Raw genomic sequence first — 16,885 nt, 5'->3', positions numbered from 1 at the left:
TACTTTGTACAGCTAATCTTATTTATTTTGGAGAAACCAATGACTCACCCTATTATTAATGACTTAGAAAAGCGTTACACAGCAAAACGTTACGATGCAACGAAACGTGTATCTCAAGACGATTTAGACGTTATTTACGAAGCTATGCGCTTATCTCCATCATCAATTAACTCGCAACCTTGGAAATTCATCGTAATTGAATCAGATGAAGCTAAAGAGCGTATGCACAGTACATTTGCTAATAAATTTGCGTTTAACCAGCCACATATTAAAACAGCGTCGCATATAATATTATTTGCTCATAACCCTAAATATACCCGCGATGATTACGCACAAATCATTGATGCAGATATTAAAAATGGCCGTACTAAAGCAGAAAATCGCGAACAAGCTTTTGGTGCTTATGCGTTTGTGGATATGAATACTGATGAGCAAGGCGGTAATGAAGAGTGGACTAAAGCACAAACTTACATTGCACTGGGTAACACTATGCATGCAGCTGCACGTTTAGGGGTTGATTCTACTCCAATGGAAGGCGTAGATGCCGAGCTGATTGGCGAAGTTTTTGAAAGAGAACTCAATGGTTACGTATGCGACGTGGCATTAGTGCTTGGCTATCATGATAGCGCTGAAGATTATAATGCTAAACTACCTAAATCTCGCTTGGCAAAAGAGCAAGTTATTCAGATTTTATGAGTAATACGTTATAAACTTAAATGATAACAATATTATAAAAACCACTTATTTAAATAAGTGGTTTTTTTCTTCAAAGCGGTTTAACTTACTTGAAGCTGCGCAGCCTGAATGTATTGTACTAAATCTTCAATAGAAACTACGGTCATATTATGTTTATTAGCATAATCACTCACCTCAGGTAAGCGCGCCATTGAACCATCTGGATTAGTAAGTTCGCAAATTACGCCAAATGGTTTTAAGCCGGCAAGTTGCATTAAATCAACGGATGCTTCGGTATGGCCACGACGAACTAATACTCCGCCCGTTTGTGCTCTTAAACCAAATACATGCCCTGGGCGCGATAAATCACTTGGTTTAGCGTTATCGGCTGTCGCCGCTTTTATAGTCGTTACTCTATCAGCAGCAGACACGCCTGTTGTAACACCATGCTTAGCTTCAATAGTGACTGTATAAGCTGTGTTATTTTGACTCGTGTTGTGGGTAACCATTTGCGGTAAGTCGAGCTGTTTAATACGCTCCGCCCCCATGCATAAGCAAACAATGCCGCTGCCTTCGCGGATCATTTCGGCCATTTGAGAAGTCGTTAAATGCTCAGCTGAAAATACAAAGTCGCCTTCATTTTCACGGTTTTCGTCATCAACAACAAGTACGCCTTGCCCTTGCTGTAGTGCAGTAATTGCGCTTTGTACGCGGATTTGGCTTTCGCCGAATTGAGTAAGTAGAGACTGAATCATCATTATATTCCAAATAAAAAATAATAGATTCAGGACACTGAAAGGCATGGCAAAGCCATACAAATAAAATTGCATGAATTAAACCAAAACAGCATTAAAAATGCTCACCAAAAAGCTACGTTTTGGTGTACATAAATAAGCTATATTCTCTTTCATCCGGACTCTAACCGTCGGCTCTGGCATCTCACCAGATCTGCTTGACCTTTACTTAACTGTAAAAATAAGTTAAATAAAGCGCTCGCGGGCTCGTTTGAGTTACAAGTAACTTTAAACATACCGCCGGTGGGGAATTTCACCCCGCCCTGAGAATTTACAGTAAGCATTAGCACTTACTGCAGGCACATTATACGCCTGTACTTATTTGTTTTTCAAAACTAAATGCGATAAAAACTACGAAAGTTGAATATTTAACGATGCACTGTTTACTATACCTTCATTTATATCAGCAATAAGCGTACACGTAGCGCCGTTAACTAAATTTAAGTTAGGTTGAACATGCCCTATGTCAGCATCAAAAATGACTGGGAATAAACACCCACCCAGTGCTACATCAAGCGCATGTCGATAGTCAAAGGCATCATAATGACTTTGAGTAATTTCACTTCGCCCTAAAACCAAACCATTAATGTCGTCAAATATGCCAGCTAATTTTAATGACAGTAAAAATCGTGCAACGGTTGTAGGTGTAAGCTCTGAGTTTTCTAGGTATAAAATAAGCCCTTCGGGCGCACTGTCCTTTTTAAATTCATGTAGTGCTAAAAATGGTGAGTCGAGCAGTAAACCTACTGTATCTAAACATCCGCCAAATAAGCGACCTGACATTTCTATGGTGCGTTTATCTGTGTAGTTTAAACATTGCCATTTTGTTGGCTCGCTAGGACTTAGTAATTCATTTGGGTTTTGCGCGTAGCTAGGCTTGTTTTTTTGATATAAAGAGGAAGGCCCTTGCTCAAATTTACTACCCGCTTCGTAAGTAAGGGTTTCGAATATTTGTAAGCTATACGGATTTTTTTCATCAGGATGCAACTGCATAAGGTTAGCACTGTGCAGGGTCGCCCATTGGCACTTAGCCGTTAATGCACAGGCAATAGTACTCACATCAGAAAAGCCAACTAACCATTTAGGCTTTGCTTGTTTAATGGCATTAAAATCAAGCAGTGGCAGTATTTCCATTGCCAGCTCACCACCCATTGGCGGCATAATTGCATCAATTTCTTCATCTAATAAAAAGCCCATTAATTGCTGAGCATGTGCTTTAGCATTAAGCTGTTCACGCGGTTTGTTTTGACGTAAAAACTCGCCTTCAACAACATCATACCCTCGATTTTTTAATCCATTTATAACAATGTCTAATCGTGCATGGAACTTTTCTTTAAGACCTGCTGAAAGTGAGCAAATTGCTATTTTTGACCCTACTTTTAAAGGCGCAGGGTAAAGTATATTAGCCATTGAGTGTTCCTTTTAATGAAGTGATTATGTACCTATATCATCATGCCTACTCTTTATGCAATATGAACGCCCTTATCAGTATAGTAATTTATTTAAGACATAAAAAAACCGATGTAATTACATCGGCTTTTATTTAAAACGTTAAAGTGAGTTGTGCGTTAAAGATACTCAACTTCAATGATTTCGTACTCAACAATACCTTTTGGTGTTTCAATAGACACTGCGTCGTCCATTTGTTTACCAATTAAACCACGCGCTATAGGCGAGTTAACAGATATTAAATTGTTTTTAATATTTGCTTCATCATCGCCCACAATACGGTATTTTACTTCTGCATCGGTTTCTACATTTACAATTGTTACCGTAGTGCCAAAGATAACTTTACCAGTATTCGGCATTTTAGTTACGTCGATAATTTGAACATTTGAAAGCTTTGCTTCAATTTCTTGAATTCGACCTTCACAAAAACCCTGTTGCTCACGCGCAGCGTGGTACTCAGCATTTTCTTTTAAGTCACCATGTTCACGTGCAACCGCAATATCACTTACGATTTTAGGACGGGTAACTGTTTTTAATTCGTTAAGCTCTTTACGCAGTAAATCTGCGCCACGAACTGTCATCGGAATTGATTGCATACTTTTCTCACTTAACACCAAGGCCCTAGTTGGCCTTGGCACATTTCCTTAGTTCAATCGCAGGTGTAGCTCTTGAACTGACGTCACTTTACTGCGGTCATCTGCTTTATTAGCAGTACAGTTAGCGAATGCCGCGTTCAAGGTTGTCGTATAGTTGGTTTTATTTTGCAATGCACCACGACGTAACACCTTCGAATCTTCGATCGCTTGGCGACCTTCGGTGGTATTAACGATATAGCTGTACTCTTTATTCTTGATATAATCAAGAATATGCGGGCGGCCTTCATATACTTTGTTTACACGTCGTACTTCAATGCCAGCTTCTTCAAGAGCTTGTGCCGTGCCACCAGTTGCGTCAAGTTCAAAACCTAAGTCGGTCATGATTTTGGCTAATTCAACAATACGTGGCTTATCGCTATTACGAACAGATAATAGCGCGCGACCACCGCGTGGTAAAGTGTTGCTTGCACCTAATTGTGCTTTTGCGAATGCTTCGGCGAAAGTATCACCAACACCCATCACTTCACCCGTTGAACGCATTTCAGGACCTCGGATTGGATCCACACCCTGAAACTTAGCAAACGGCAGTACAACTTCTTTAACGCTGTAGTAAGGAGGGATCACTTCTTTAGTAATACCTTGGCTTGCTAAAGACTGACCTGCCATACAACGTGCAGCTACTTTTGCAAGCGCCACACCGGTTGCTTTAGATACAAACGGTACAGTACGTGCAGCACGTGGATTAACTTCAATTAAGTACACTTTGCCATCTTTTACTGCAAACTGTGTATTCATCAAGCCAACAACACCAAGTTCAAGCGCCATGTCGGTTACTTGCTTGCGCATTACATCTTGCACTTCTTGCGATAATGAATGTGCTGGTAATGAACATGCTGAGTCACCTGAGTGAACACCCGCTTGTTCAATATGCTCCATGATACCGCCGATGATTACTTGCTCGCCATCACAAATTGCGTCAACGTCAACTTCAATCGCATTATCTAAGAAACGGTCCAGCAATACAGGCGCTTCGTTTGATGCTTGCACAGCTTCGGTCATGTAGCGACGTAAATCGTCTTCGTCGTATACAATTTCCATTGCACGACCACCAAGTACATACGACGGGCGTACAACCAATGGGAAGCCAATTTCAACTGATTTAAGTAAAGCTTCTTCAGTTGAAGTTACTGTTGCGTTTTCTGGCTGAAGTAAGTTCAAACGTTCAACAAGTTGTTGGAAACGTTCGCGGTCTTCTGCACGGTCAATCGCATCAGGTGAAGTACCTATCACTGGCACGCCATTCGCTTCAAGCTCACGCGCTAGTTTAAGTGGTGTTTGACCACCATACTGCACGATAACGCCTTTTGGCTTTTCAACACGTACGATTTCGAGTACATCTTCAAGTGTAATTGGTTCGAAATATAACCTGTCAGATGTATCGTAATCGGTAGATACCGTTTCAGGGTTACAGTTAACCATGATGGTTTCATAACCGTCTTCACGAAGCGCAAGCGAAGCATGTACACAACAGTAATCAAACTCAATACCTTGACCGATGCGGTTAGGGCCACCACCGATAACCATGATTTTATCACGATCAGTTGGGTTAGCTTCACACTCTTCATCGTAAGTTGAATACATATAAGCAGTGTCTGAGCTAAATTCAGCTGCACACGTATCAACACGCTTGTATACTGGCACGATGTTTAATAAATGACGCTTTTTACGAATTTCAGCTTCAGATACACCCGCAATTTCAGCTATACGCGGATCTGCAAAACCTTTGCGTTTAAGTTTACGTAGGAAGTCGGCATTTAAGCCCGCCATACCTACTTCACCAATTTTTGCTTCGTCTTTTAAAATGTCTTCTATTTGTACTAAGAACCAGCGATTAACTTTAGTCAGTTCGTAAACATCATCAACGCTCATACCATGGCGCATTGCATCGGCAATGTACCAAATACGCTCAGCGCCTGGCTCGCGTAGTTCACGGATAATTTTTTCTTTTGCTTTAGGGTCATCAAGTGCAACTATCGGGTTAAAACCCGTTGCGCCCACTTCAAGACCACGTAATGCTTTGTGCAGTGACTCTTGTTGATTACGGCCAATCGCCATTACTTCGCCAACTGATTTCATTTGCGTAGTTAAACGGTCGTTAGCACCGGCAAATTTTTCGAAATTAAAGCGAGGTATTTTTGTTACAACGTAATCTATTGAAGGCTCAAAAGACGCTGGTGTTTTACCGCCAGTGATGTCGTTTTGAAGTTCATCAAGCGTGTAACCTACTGCTAGCTTTGCAGCAATTTTAGCAATTGGGAAACCCGTTGCTTTAGATGCTAATGCAGATGAACGTGATACACGTGGGTTCATCTCAATAATAACCATACGGCCATCAGCAGGATTAATACCAAACTGCACGTTAGAGCCGCCAGTTTCTACACCAATTTCACGTAATACCGCCATAGAGGCGTTACGCATAATTTGGTATTCTTTGTCGGTTAGCGTTTGCGCTGGTGCAACGGTGATTGAATCGCCAGTGTGAACACCCATAGGGTCAAAGTTTTCAATAGTACAAACAATAATACAGTTGTCGTTTTTATCACGTACAACTTCTGTTTCGTACTCTTTCCAACCAATCAGTGATTCATCAATTAGTAATTCGTTTGTTGGCGATAAGTCTAAGCCGCGCTCACAAATTTCTTCAAACTCTTCCATGTTATACGCTACACCGCCGCCGGTGCCGCCCATAGTGAAAGATGGACGAATAATACATGGCAAGCCAATGCGAGTCATTGTGTCTTTAGCTTCTTCCATTGTGTGAGCAATCTCAGCACGTGGACATTCAAGACCAATATTTTTCATTGCAATGTCAAAGCGTTCACGGTTTTCTGCTTTGTCGATTGCATCAGCCGTTGCACCAATAAGTTCAACGCCGTGCTTAGCCAATACACCGTGCTTGTCTAGTTCAAGCGCACAGTTTAATGCTGTTTGACCACCCATTGTAGGCAGCACTGCATCTGGCTTTTCTTTTTCAATAATTTTTTCTACCACTTCCCAATGAATTGGTTCGATGTAGGTTGCATCGGCCATATCAGGGTCGGTCATGATGGTTGCAGGGTTTGAGTTAACTAATATAACTCTGTAGCCTTCTTCTCTAAGTGCTTTACACGCTTGTGCACCAGAGTAGTCAAATTCACAAGCTTGACCAATTACAATTGGGCCTGCGCCTAAGATAAGAATGCTTTTTATGTCGGTACGTTTTGGCATTATTACTCCAGTTAAATTAGTGTTTACGCGCTTGCATCAAATCGATGAAGTGGTCAAATAATGGGGCTGCATCGTGCGGACCAGGGCTTGCTTCAGGGTGACCCTGGAAGCTAAACGCAGGTTTATCTGTACGATGAATACCTTGAAGCGTTCCATCAAATAACGATTTGTGCGTGGCACGAAGCGTACTTGGCAGGCTTGACTCTTGAGCTGCAAAACCATGGTTTTGAGCCGTGATCATAACTACATCGCGGTCTAAGTCTTTAACTGGGTGGTTAGCGCCGTGGTGGCCAAATTTCATTTTTTCTGTTTTAGCACCTGAGGCAAGGGCTAATAACTGATGACCTAGACAGATACCAAAAATAGGTGTGTCGGTTTCTAAAAAGGTTTTAATTGCATCAATAGCGTAAGTACATGGCTCAGGATCGCCAGGGCCATTAGATAGGAAGATACCATCAGGGTTTAAAGCCAGTACGTCAGCGGCAGAAGTTTGCGCTGGTACTACTGTAAGTTTACAGCTTCGGTCTACAAGCATACGTAAAATATTACGCTTTACACCGAAGTCGTAGGCAACAACATGAAACTTTTCATCAGCAGTATCAAGGGTTTTAAATCCTTCGCCTAATGTCCAGCTTGATTCGCGCCACTCAAAATTTTCCTTGGTTGAGACAACTTTTGCTAAATCCATACCTTTTAAACCTGGGAAGGCTTGCGCGGCTTGTAGCGCTTTTTTCTCGTCTAACTCGTCGCCAGCAATAATACACCCGTTTTGTGCGCCTTTATCACGCAAAATTCGAGTTAATTTTCTGGTGTCGATGTCCGCAATACCTAAAATATTACGTTCTTTTAAGTAATCATCTAACGATTGCTCGTTACGGAAATTACTCGCTAGCAGTGGCAAATCACGGATCACTAGGCCTTTAGCCCAAATTTGATTCGCTTCTTCGTCTTCGCTGTTGGTACCCGTATTACCGATGTGTGGGTACGTCAAAGTTACGATTTGTTCCGCGTATGATGGATCAGTCAAAATTTCTTGATAACCAGTCATAGACGTATTGAATACTACTTCACCGACAGACATGCCGTCAGCGCCGATTGCAGTACCGCGAAACACTGTGCCGTCTTCTAGGACTAACAGAGCGGATTTAGTCAAGTTAAACCTCCTAACAGTAAAAAACGGGAGCAAGCAATTGCTTAACACCCCGCCAATACCCAGAGGGATCGTCAAAACCAGATTTTTGTGAGCTTAAATTGTTTTACGCAGTCTTAAATGATGCAGATGTAAACCACTAAACCTTCAATCATTTTTTCTTGCCTAAAACTATTTTTATTCCCACTGAAACCCTGGATTTACTAGCCACTTGGGTATAATTGGAAACACGCATTTAGTAATTTTTGGCAAATTGGCTGCATATTACATGAAGATGCTATTTAGGTCTAACATTATTTGGTAAATTGTTACAAACAAGTCACTGTAGGTGAAATTAGACCCAAACAGCTAAAAAAGTAACTAAACTACTTCAGATCTAGCACATCTTGCATATCATAAAGTCCTGCAGGTTTATTTTTCAACCAGCTTGCAGCCCTTACAGCACCTAAAGCGAATGTCATTCTTGAACTTGCTTTGTGGGTTAATTCGAGTCTTTCGCCCATTGTGGCGAAGTATGCGGTGTGTTCACCTACTATATCGCCCCCTCTTAGTACCGAATAACCAATTTCGTTTTGCGATTTAGCGGTTTCTACTTGGCTTCGGTCGTATACAGCAACCTCGTCGTGATCCCAGCCTTTTGCCTCTGCGATTGACTCACCTATAGCGAGCGCAGTACCCGATGGTGCGTCTATTTTATGGCGATGATGCGCTTCAAATATTTCAATATCTAAATCGTCACCAAATTTAATCGCTGCGGTTTGCACAAGGTTCAGTAATACATTGACTCCTACACTGTAGTTCCGCGCAAATACAATAGGAATATGCTTAGCGGCATCGTGTAAAAGTGCCATATCGTCGCTTGTTAAACCCGTTGTACCAATAACCATAGGAATTTTTTGTGCTACAGCGGTTTTTAAATGGTTTTTCATACCAGCGGGAAGCGTAAAGTCGATTAAAACATCTACATTATCTATTGTGGTTTCTTCGCTAAAGCTAACACTATTATCGGCTGCGCTATTTACTTGATTTACATTAATACCTAATAACGATGAACTGCTACGAACGTATGCACCTGTAAGTTGTGTTTGCTCTTTAATTGTTGCAGCTTCCAGTAATGCTAAGCCCATTCTGCCGTTAGCACCAAAAACGCCTATTCGATTTGTAGTCATTGTTTTACCTAATTTAAATTTGAATCCGTTTTTTACTAATCTGAGTATATATCCGGAGCATTGCAAATACGCGTTTGGGCATTTTTATGCAGTTGGACAAATATTAATCGCTGAAAATAGCGTTACTTTGTAGATATTATCTAAAAGTCATGCAATAGTCAGGTAACCCTTTAATTAAATAATAATAACAATACCAGTTTACTTTAGCCATCTATACATTTAAACTTCTCTTTCGCGTCGATTTGGTCTTTGGCTTGCGGGCGCTGCATTCTCCTAATTTTGTTAATGATTAACATAGTAGGTAGATTTGCTAAATTCAGCTAAAAGAGGAATTTTTGGCTGTTGTAAATTAACTGGTTTCGAGGATTATGATGCAGCCATCATTTAACAAAAACAAAGCAATACTTTCTTTACTACCCCTTTTAACTTTTGTAGCACTATTTTTGGGCTCTGGTTTATATTTACAATCTCAAGGGGTTGACTACGCTTTTTATCAACTTCCTGCTCCAGTGGCTATATTACCTGCCATAATGCTTGCGTTCATTTTAAATAAAGGCACAGTAAATGAGTGTGTAGAAACCTTTATTAAGGGTGCCGGGCACAACAATATTATTACAATGTGTTTAATCTACTTACTTGCAGGTGCGTTTTCTGCCGTTGCCAGTGCAACCGGTGGTGTGGATGCGGTAGTAAATGCAGGCTTATCTCTTATTCCACCTGCGTTGTTGCTTCCTGGCTTATTTTTAATTGCAGCGGTTGTATCTACAGCAATGGGTACGTCTATGGGAACGATTGGTGCTATTGGGCCTATTGCCTATGCGGTATCAATTAAAACAGGTATCGATCCTGCTTTAATGGCAGGTACGATTGTATCTGGTGCTATGTTTGGCGATAACTTATCAATTATTTCAGACACGACTATTGCAGCCACACGTACACAGGGCTGTGAAATGAAAGACAAGTTTAAAGAGAATCTTAAAATTGCAGTCCCTGCTGCAATACTAACTATTGGCTTATTGTTTTATTTAACACCTGCGGCGCAAGTTGTTGAAACCAAAGATTACGATATTTGGTTAGTACTTCCTTATGCCTTTATTTTAGTGTTAGCCGTTGCTGGCTTGAACGTATTTGTAGTGTTGTTTAGCGGTATTATTTTTGCTGCATTAATGGGCTTTACAGGAAGTTATGAAGGCGCAAGCTTTGTAAAAGACATTTACAAAGGCTTTACCGATATGCAGGAAATATTTTTACTATCAATGTTTATAGGTGGCTTATCTGAATTTATTCGTATTAACGGTGGCCTTGATTATATTGCTCATAAAATTCAGGCGATTACAAAAATCATTGCAAAATGGCATCGTAAAGTGGCCGATCAATTAGGTATTGCAGCATTGGTTATGACAAGTAATATGTGTATTGCCAATAACACCGTATCTATTATTGTTGCTGGCCCTATTGCTAAAAAGCTGGCAGATGATGGTGAAATAAGCGGTAAACGCTCTGCAAGTTTGCTTGATATATTTGCTTGTGTAACGCAAGGCTCTCTTCCTTATGGCGCACAAGCGCTACTGTTAGGTGCTACGTTTAAAATTAGCCCGTGGGAAGTATCAACGTCTTCTTATTACTGTTTTATTTTAGCATTTACGGCGATTACTATTATTTGTTTACGCCGTAATAAAGCATAATAAATTGAGTTATTACATGTTGCAGCTTATTAAGTAGGCTGCAACATGTGTTAAATTAGCGATCAACAAATCAATCTCTTCTGCTATAATTGCCGCTCCCGCGTGTCACTAAAATTATAGTTATTAAACAGTTATGAAATTTAAAAAATTACTCCCTTTTATTACCCTTACTTCTCTAGCTTTATCATCGTCGGCTTTTGCTGCCAATTGGAGCAGTACAGCGCTACATATAAATAATGGCAGCCAAAAAAATCCATTCACTGAGCAAGAGTCAGACACCACTGTATACTCGGTTCAACATGCATCAGGTTACGATTACGGCGATAACTTCTTTTTTATCGATTACAGTAAAGACGATATAGATGATGGTTACCAAGATGCTGATTTTTATGGTGAGTGGTACTCAACGGTTAGCTTATCTGCCATCACTGGTAAGCAAATTGGCTCTGGCGCATTATTAGATGTTGGCCTAACGGGCGGTATTAACGTTGCTGGCGATGCAAAAGTAATGAAGTATCTACCTGGTGTTAAATTAAGCTGGGATGTACCTGGGTTCAACTTTTTTCAAACGCTGTTCACAGCCTACATTGACGATAGTGAAGGTGTCGCAAAAGGCGGCGCACCTATTGAAACTAATAGCTGGATGCTTGATGTAGCTTTTGAATATCCTTTCACTATTGGCTCACAAAAGTTTAGCTTTAAAGGCCACGCTGAATACATCGCAGAGCGTGAAGATGAATTTGGTAACGACGTAGAAGCGTGGATACTCGCACAGCCTATTTTAGTGTGGGATATGGGTTACGCCCTTCAAATGAAAGAAAACACACTACTGCTGGGTATGGAGCTTCAATACTGGCACAACAAGCTAGGTACTGAGGTCACAGAGTCGGTTCCGCAAATACATGTAGAGTGGACATTTTAAACGGCCACACTGCGTTAAAATTACATATATTGGAGCTCTTTTAAGCGCTCCTTTTTTTTATGCATAAAAAGTATTTAATTGAACAGCGTCTAATACTTAGCTATTGTCGTACTTCATTTAAGCCACACGCTTGCCTTACTAGGAGTATCAACATGTCATCAATCAAAGTTATTTGTTTTTCTGCATTGTTAGCTTTAACTAATAATGCTTTAGCAAGTAGTGAAGTAAATACAGAGTCTCTATCTTACGATGCACTTTTAAGTAATTACGAATACGATTTTAAAGTAAATTATTTTGCACTTGAGTCGCAGAAACAATCATTAAAAATGGCCTATATTTACTTAAAGCCAACCAAATCCGACATGCCTACAGTTACGCTTATGCATGGCAAAAATTTTAATGCAGATTACTGGACTACAACTGCGCAATACTTGCAATCTTTAGGTTACGGCGTATTAATCCCTGATCAAATTGGTTTTGGCAAATCGTCTAAACCAACGGATTATCAATATTCATTTGCGACGCTTGCTCATCATACTCACGCGTTAATAGATTCACTTAATATAAAGGAGTCGATTGTATTAGGGCACTCAATGGGCGGGATGCTAGCGAGTCGTTTTGCTTTAATGTATCCAAACACTACTAAAAAGCTAATTTTAGTAAACCCTATTGGGCTTGAAAACTACTTGCAGTATGTTGATTACAAAGATACTAACTTTTTCTATAAAAATGAATTAGCAAAAACACCTGAAGGTGTAAGAAAGTATCAACAAAAAAATTACTACGATGGTAAGTGGAATACAACATATTCAGCCTTAACTGACTTTATAACAGGGCAAATTCAAGGCCCAGATAAAGAAAAAATGGCGTGGGTAAATGCTAAAACATATGACATGATTTTCACTCAGCCTGTAATAACCGAATTTAAAGATTTAACTGTGCCAGTTAAATTAATTATTGGTACACGAGACAGGACCGGTCCAGGTCGCAACTGGAAAAAAGACGGTGTTGATTACGAGCTTGGTCGATACGATAAGTTAGGTAAGCATGCTGCATCACTTATCCCTAATGCTCAACTATTTGAACTGAATAATTTAGGTCATTTGCCGCAAATTGAAGATTTTGATCGTTTTAAAGACGTATTTAACAAGGCACTTAATACTAAATAACCTGAATACTAGATAATGAGTTTTTATAGTAAAAAAACAAAAACCCTGTAAGTAAACTATTTACAGGGTTTTTATTATATAAGCTAAATTACAGCTTACATTGTGGGTTTTTACCCTGCGCTTTAGCTGTACTTTGTTCGCCAAGAGCCTTGCTCATTTGCGCTTGTAAGTTTTTAATACGGTTAGTTGGCGCTGGGTGAGTTGATAAAAACTCAGGTGTTGTACCACTGCCTGCTGCACTCATATTTTGCCAAAGGGTTACTGATTCTTGTGGATTAAAGCCTGCTTCCGCCATTAAATCTAAGCCAATTTCATCAGCTTCTGACTCGTGCGAACGACTAAATGGCAAAACAACACCATACTGTGCGCCTAAGCCTAGACCCTGCATGATTTCATTACGGTATTGAATATTACCCATTTCAAGTGCTGCACTACCAAGTTGCATACCGGTATCTAAAATAGAGCTTTGTGAAACACGCTCATTAGAATGCTCAGCAATAACGTGCCCTACTTCGTGCCCTAGCACTGTTGCTAATTGATCTTGATTCGTGGCTATTTTTAATAAGCCCGTATGAACCCCAATGTAACCACCAGGTAGTGCAAAAGCGTTAGCAGATTCATCTTCAAATACAACTACTTCCCAATTTTGCGACGCGTATTCTTTTGGTAATACAGCCACTACTTTTTCAGCAATACAATTTACATATGCATTTGTTTTAGCATCTTTATTTATTGGCTGAGATGCTTTCATTTCAGCAAAGCTAGCTGTGCCCATTTCACTCATTTGTTGGTCTGAGTAAAGCGCTATTTGAGTGCGCCCTGTTGGTGACGTTTTACAACCGACTAAAACGGCTGTCGCTAATACTGCAAGTACTAGTTTTTTCATGATAATTCTCTTAAGTAATGAATTTTTTATTGCTTGTAGAATAGCAAACACAGTACCAATATAAAATATTTGCTTTATATACCTTTATATTAAAAGATGCGATGAGACGATAAACTTAGCAGGCAAACTAAGTTTATCCAAATACAATGCCCTGTTACACTATAGCCCTTGTTTTTAGTGATTGTTGAGTTTACACATGGACGCCTCAACCTCGTCTTTTAATACCCGTATTTTATTGCCTTTATTAGCCAGTATCGTAGCGATTACTCCATTGGCGATTGATATGTATTTGCCCGCCATGCTGGTAATTGCAAACGATTTACACACTAATATGCCAAATGTACAAATATCGTTGAGTATTTACTTAGCGGGTTATTCATTAGGTATGTTATTTTTTGGCCCTATTGCCGATCAAATTGGCCGTCGTAAGCTCGCACGTATTGGCTTAACCCTATTTGGCGCAAGCTCACTTGCACTGGCATTTACTACCGAAATCCATGCATTTTGGACTCTTAGAGCAGTGCAAGCATTTACGGGAGCTGCAGCAACCGTAGTCGTACCGGGTATTATTCGCCATATTTATCAGCAAAATACAGCTAAGGGAATGTCGTATGTGTCGATGATCATGATGGTAGCACCGTTAGTAGCCCCCTCTGTTGGTTCGTTTATTTTAGGGTTCTCTGTTTGGTCGACCATATTTTTAGTACTTGCTGGTTATAGCTTTTTAATATTAGCGTTTGTACAAGTGTATTTAATAGATATACCTATTCATACAAATGAAAAAAAGGGCCTTGCTCTGTTTTTTGATAGCTATAAAACAGTACTCAGTAATAAAGACGCACGTGCAGATATACTCAGTTCTATGTTTGTATCGTTTGGATTTTTTTGCTTTTTAACCTCAGTACCTTTTATATATTTAGATTTATATGAGGTTTCAGAACAATTATTTGGTGTGCTATTTGCGTTTAACGTAATGGCGCTGATGTTTGGTAACTTTTTAAATACGCGAATTGTACCAAGGCTGGGCTCTCGAAAAATGCTCTATATTGGGCTTGTATGTGGGTTTGTATCGGGGCTTTCGCTGTTAACATTTAGCTTATTGCACTTATCACTTTATTATATTGTGGCTGCTATTGCGCCATTAATGATGAGTTTAGGTGTCACTGCAAGTAATGCTGATTCGCTAATATTAATGAAATTTGAAAGAAACACAGGTACGGCAACCGCCGTAATTGGCACACTTCGTTTTGGTAGTGGTGCATTAGTTGGCCCGCTACTTGCCATTATGCATGCAGAAAGCGCAGTGCCATTTTCAAGTTTAATGTTTAGCGCCGTGTTACTCACTATGCTCGTGCAGTTAATTCACTATAAAAAAGACAAAAAAAATGCCTCAATATGAGGCATTTTTATCAAAGCTAATAATCTTAAATTAATTAAGCATCAGCAGCTTTAGAAACCATAACCATCGCAGGGCGTAATAAACGACCATTCAATGTGTAACCTTTTTGCATAACAGCAAGCACTGTATTAGGTGTTACATCGTTACTTGGCTGAATTGACATTGCTTGATGAAAATCTGGATTAAACTGCTCACCTTGTGGGTTTACAATTTCAACACCAAATTTAGAAACAGCGTCATTAAAGCTCTTAACCGTCATATCAATACCTTCAAGCAACGGCTTTAAAGTCTCATTTTCTTTATCAGAAAATTCAATAGCACGTTCAAGGTTATCAATTACAGGTAGTAATTCGTTGGCAAATTTTTCTAGTGCAAATTTATGTGCTTTTTCTACATCTTGTGCTGCACGACGACGAATATTATCTACATCTGCTGCGGCACGAACAACACCGTCTTTTTGATCAGCAATTGTTTGCTTTGCAGCTTCAAGCTCTGCATATAACATAGCAATTTCTGCTTCAGGGCTTTGCTCTTGTTCTGCATGCTGATCAGCGGCTTCTACTGCTGCTTCTACATCAGCCTGCATTTTAGAAATTTCTTCGTTTAATTCTACTTCTTGCTCAGGGTTTTGTGTCTGCTCAGACATAAAATACGTGCTCCAATTCTTTACAACTGCGGTAATTATGGGGATTGAATAAAAAGATTCAAGAGTTAGATGCCTCAATTAATTTAAATTCTTGAATTATTTCTTCAATCTGCGCTGATTTAGGACAAATTATACAAAAGCGGCTTTGATATTCTTGATTTTGAAAGTATGGCACACTTATTACAATCAATTCGTTGCACTCAGTAAAAGGCAGCTTTTCGCTATTAAGTACTGATAACCCGTTTTTAAAAGCGAGCTTATCTTCTACGTAATTTAAAAATGAAACACCAATATTTAAGCTCTGCTCGCAATCAATTTGTTTGTAGAGGTAATTTTCACCAACAACAATACTGTTATCTGAGCCTAATTTCTGGCTCAAGTGTCGCGTCCATTGATTAAGCGAATCATGGCAATTTCGAGGCGCTGTATTTGCCATAGCTTGCATACGGTACAAACCTTCCATTAAGGTTTGTTGGCTAAATACTGTATTTAACCATGTGGCAAATTGATAACGAACAGAGTCTGACGAATCATGAGGTTTATCAATACAAATATTGTGACTCTGCCCAGCCCTATCTATTAATAAAATAAGCCAGTCGGTAGAATCAAAATCAAGCACTTCTACTCTAAATACTTGCTGTGAACTGGCTTGAGGTAAACCAACACAACAACAGACTTGATATTTTTGGCTCAAACCATGGGCTAACTCAACGAGTTGTGATTGCTGTGGTTGCCAATAATTAGCAATATCGCCAAGCACAAAAAATTCGTCAAACCAATAATCAAATCCTTCATTTGTCGGCACCCGCCCAGCGGATGTATGAGGTGAATACAATAAGCCCACTTTTTCTAAGCGAGCCATAGCATTACGAACTGTAGCCGAACACACTGCCATGCCTTTGAGCTTGGCAATTTTTGTTGATGGAACAGGCAAGCCTTCACCATTACAGTACATGTTCATAACAGCTGAAAAAATTTGCTGATCTCGTGGGTTTAGTTTCATGGTATCTACATCTTGTTGCATGAAAGAGATATCGGGGCGTTTAGTTCTTTTTCAAGTCGTGCAGCTAACTCACTG

The 16,885-nt window shown here is 39.8% G+C and carries 14 protein-coding genes and 1 riboswitch; of the genes, 5 read left to right on the top strand and 9 right to left on the bottom strand.

The window, feature by feature from the left end; all coding sequences use genetic code 11:
- The first annotated feature begins 39 nt into the window (after positions 1-39).
- The gene (locus BW142_RS05380) at positions 40-696 is read left to right on the top strand and encodes a nitroreductase family protein (RefSeq protein WP_076924156.1); all 657 of its coding nucleotides are present in this window, start codon (positions 40-42) and stop codon (positions 694-696) included.
- 80 nt (positions 697-776) lie between these two features.
- On the opposite strand, the gene ribB is transcribed toward BW142_RS05380, so the two are convergent.
- From ribB to dapB, 6 genes are all read right to left on the bottom strand, one after another.
- Entirely contained in the window at positions 777-1,430 is a 654-nt protein-coding gene (gene ribB / locus BW142_RS05375) for a 3,4-dihydroxy-2-butanone-4-phosphate synthase (protein ID WP_076924155.1), read from the bottom strand.
- 140 nt (positions 1,431-1,570) lie between these two features.
- Positions 1,571-1,744: riboswitch (FMN riboswitch) on the bottom strand.
- A 76-nt stretch (positions 1,745-1,820) separates the two neighbouring features.
- On the bottom strand, positions 1,821-2,879 hold the full coding sequence (locus BW142_RS05370) for a S66 peptidase family protein (protein ID WP_076924154.1): 1,059 nt from the start codon (positions 2,877-2,879) through the stop codon (positions 1,821-1,823).
- A gap of 158 nt (positions 2,880-3,037) precedes the next feature.
- A complete protein-coding gene (gene greA, locus BW142_RS05365; RefSeq protein WP_024599614.1) occupies positions 3,038-3,514 on the bottom strand; it encodes a transcription elongation factor GreA in 477 nt (158 codons plus the stop codon).
- A 48-nt stretch (positions 3,515-3,562) separates the two neighbouring features.
- Complete coding sequence (carB, locus tag BW142_RS05360; RefSeq protein WP_024599615.1) at positions 3,563-6,781, bottom strand: carbamoyl-phosphate synthase large subunit; 3,219 nt, start codon at positions 6,779-6,781, stop codon at positions 3,563-3,565.
- A 16-nt stretch (positions 6,782-6,797) separates the two neighbouring features.
- Entirely contained in the window at positions 6,798-7,934 is a 1,137-nt protein-coding gene (gene carA, locus BW142_RS05355; RefSeq protein ID WP_076924153.1) for a glutamine-hydrolyzing carbamoyl-phosphate synthase small subunit, read from the bottom strand.
- 362 nt (positions 7,935-8,296) lie between these two features.
- Entirely contained in the window at positions 8,297-9,100 is an 804-nt protein-coding gene (dapB, locus tag BW142_RS05350) for a 4-hydroxy-tetrahydrodipicolinate reductase (protein WP_076924152.1), read from the bottom strand.
- Between the two features lie 371 nt (positions 9,101-9,471).
- Here dapB and BW142_RS05345 point away from each other — a divergent pair, with 371 nt between their 5' ends.
- From BW142_RS05345 to BW142_RS05335, 3 genes are all read left to right on the top strand, one after another.
- Positions 9,472-10,785, top strand: a complete 1,314-nt coding sequence (locus BW142_RS05345; protein ID WP_024599618.1) for a Na+/H+ antiporter NhaC family protein — start codon at positions 9,472-9,474, stop codon at positions 10,783-10,785.
- Between the two features lie 133 nt (positions 10,786-10,918).
- Positions 10,919-11,707: a nucleoside-binding outer membrane protein gene (locus BW142_RS05340; protein WP_024599619.1), complete on the top strand. Its 789-nt coding sequence runs from the start codon at positions 10,919-10,921 to the stop codon at positions 11,705-11,707.
- A 152-nt stretch (positions 11,708-11,859) separates the two neighbouring features.
- Positions 11,860-12,876, top strand: a complete 1,017-nt coding sequence (locus BW142_RS05335; RefSeq protein ID WP_076924151.1) for an alpha/beta hydrolase — start codon at positions 11,860-11,862, stop codon at positions 12,874-12,876.
- Between the two features lie 88 nt (positions 12,877-12,964).
- Here the strand turns inward: BW142_RS05335 and BW142_RS05330 are convergent, their stop codons facing one another.
- On the bottom strand, positions 12,965-13,762 hold the full coding sequence (locus BW142_RS05330) for a M48 family metallopeptidase (RefSeq protein ID WP_076924150.1): 798 nt from the start codon (positions 13,760-13,762) through the stop codon (positions 12,965-12,967).
- 196 nt (positions 13,763-13,958) lie between these two features.
- Here BW142_RS05330 and BW142_RS05325 point away from each other — a divergent pair, with 196 nt between their 5' ends.
- A complete protein-coding gene (locus BW142_RS05325; protein WP_076924149.1) occupies positions 13,959-15,161 on the top strand; it encodes a Bcr/CflA family efflux MFS transporter in 1,203 nt (400 codons plus the stop codon).
- A gap of 34 nt (positions 15,162-15,195) precedes the next feature.
- On the opposite strand, the gene grpE is transcribed toward BW142_RS05325, so the two are convergent.
- Both grpE and BW142_RS05315 read right to left on the bottom strand, forming a co-directional pair.
- A complete protein-coding gene (grpE, locus tag BW142_RS05320) occupies positions 15,196-15,807 on the bottom strand; it encodes a nucleotide exchange factor GrpE (RefSeq protein WP_007375833.1) in 612 nt (203 codons plus the stop codon).
- Positions 15,808-15,865: 58 nt separating this feature from the next.
- On the bottom strand, positions 15,866-16,831 hold the full coding sequence (locus BW142_RS05315) for an HrcA family transcriptional regulator (protein ID WP_076924148.1): 966 nt from the start codon (positions 16,829-16,831) through the stop codon (positions 15,866-15,868).
- Between the last annotated feature and the right edge of the window lie 54 nt (positions 16,832-16,885).

This window comes from Pseudoalteromonas sp. EB27 (genome assembly GCF_001974875.1).
Classification (GTDB): domain Bacteria; phylum Pseudomonadota; class Gammaproteobacteria; order Enterobacterales; family Alteromonadaceae; genus Pseudoalteromonas.
The sequence above is the reverse complement of the archived record's forward strand: the minus strand, read 5'-3'. Positions and strand labels throughout refer to the sequence as shown.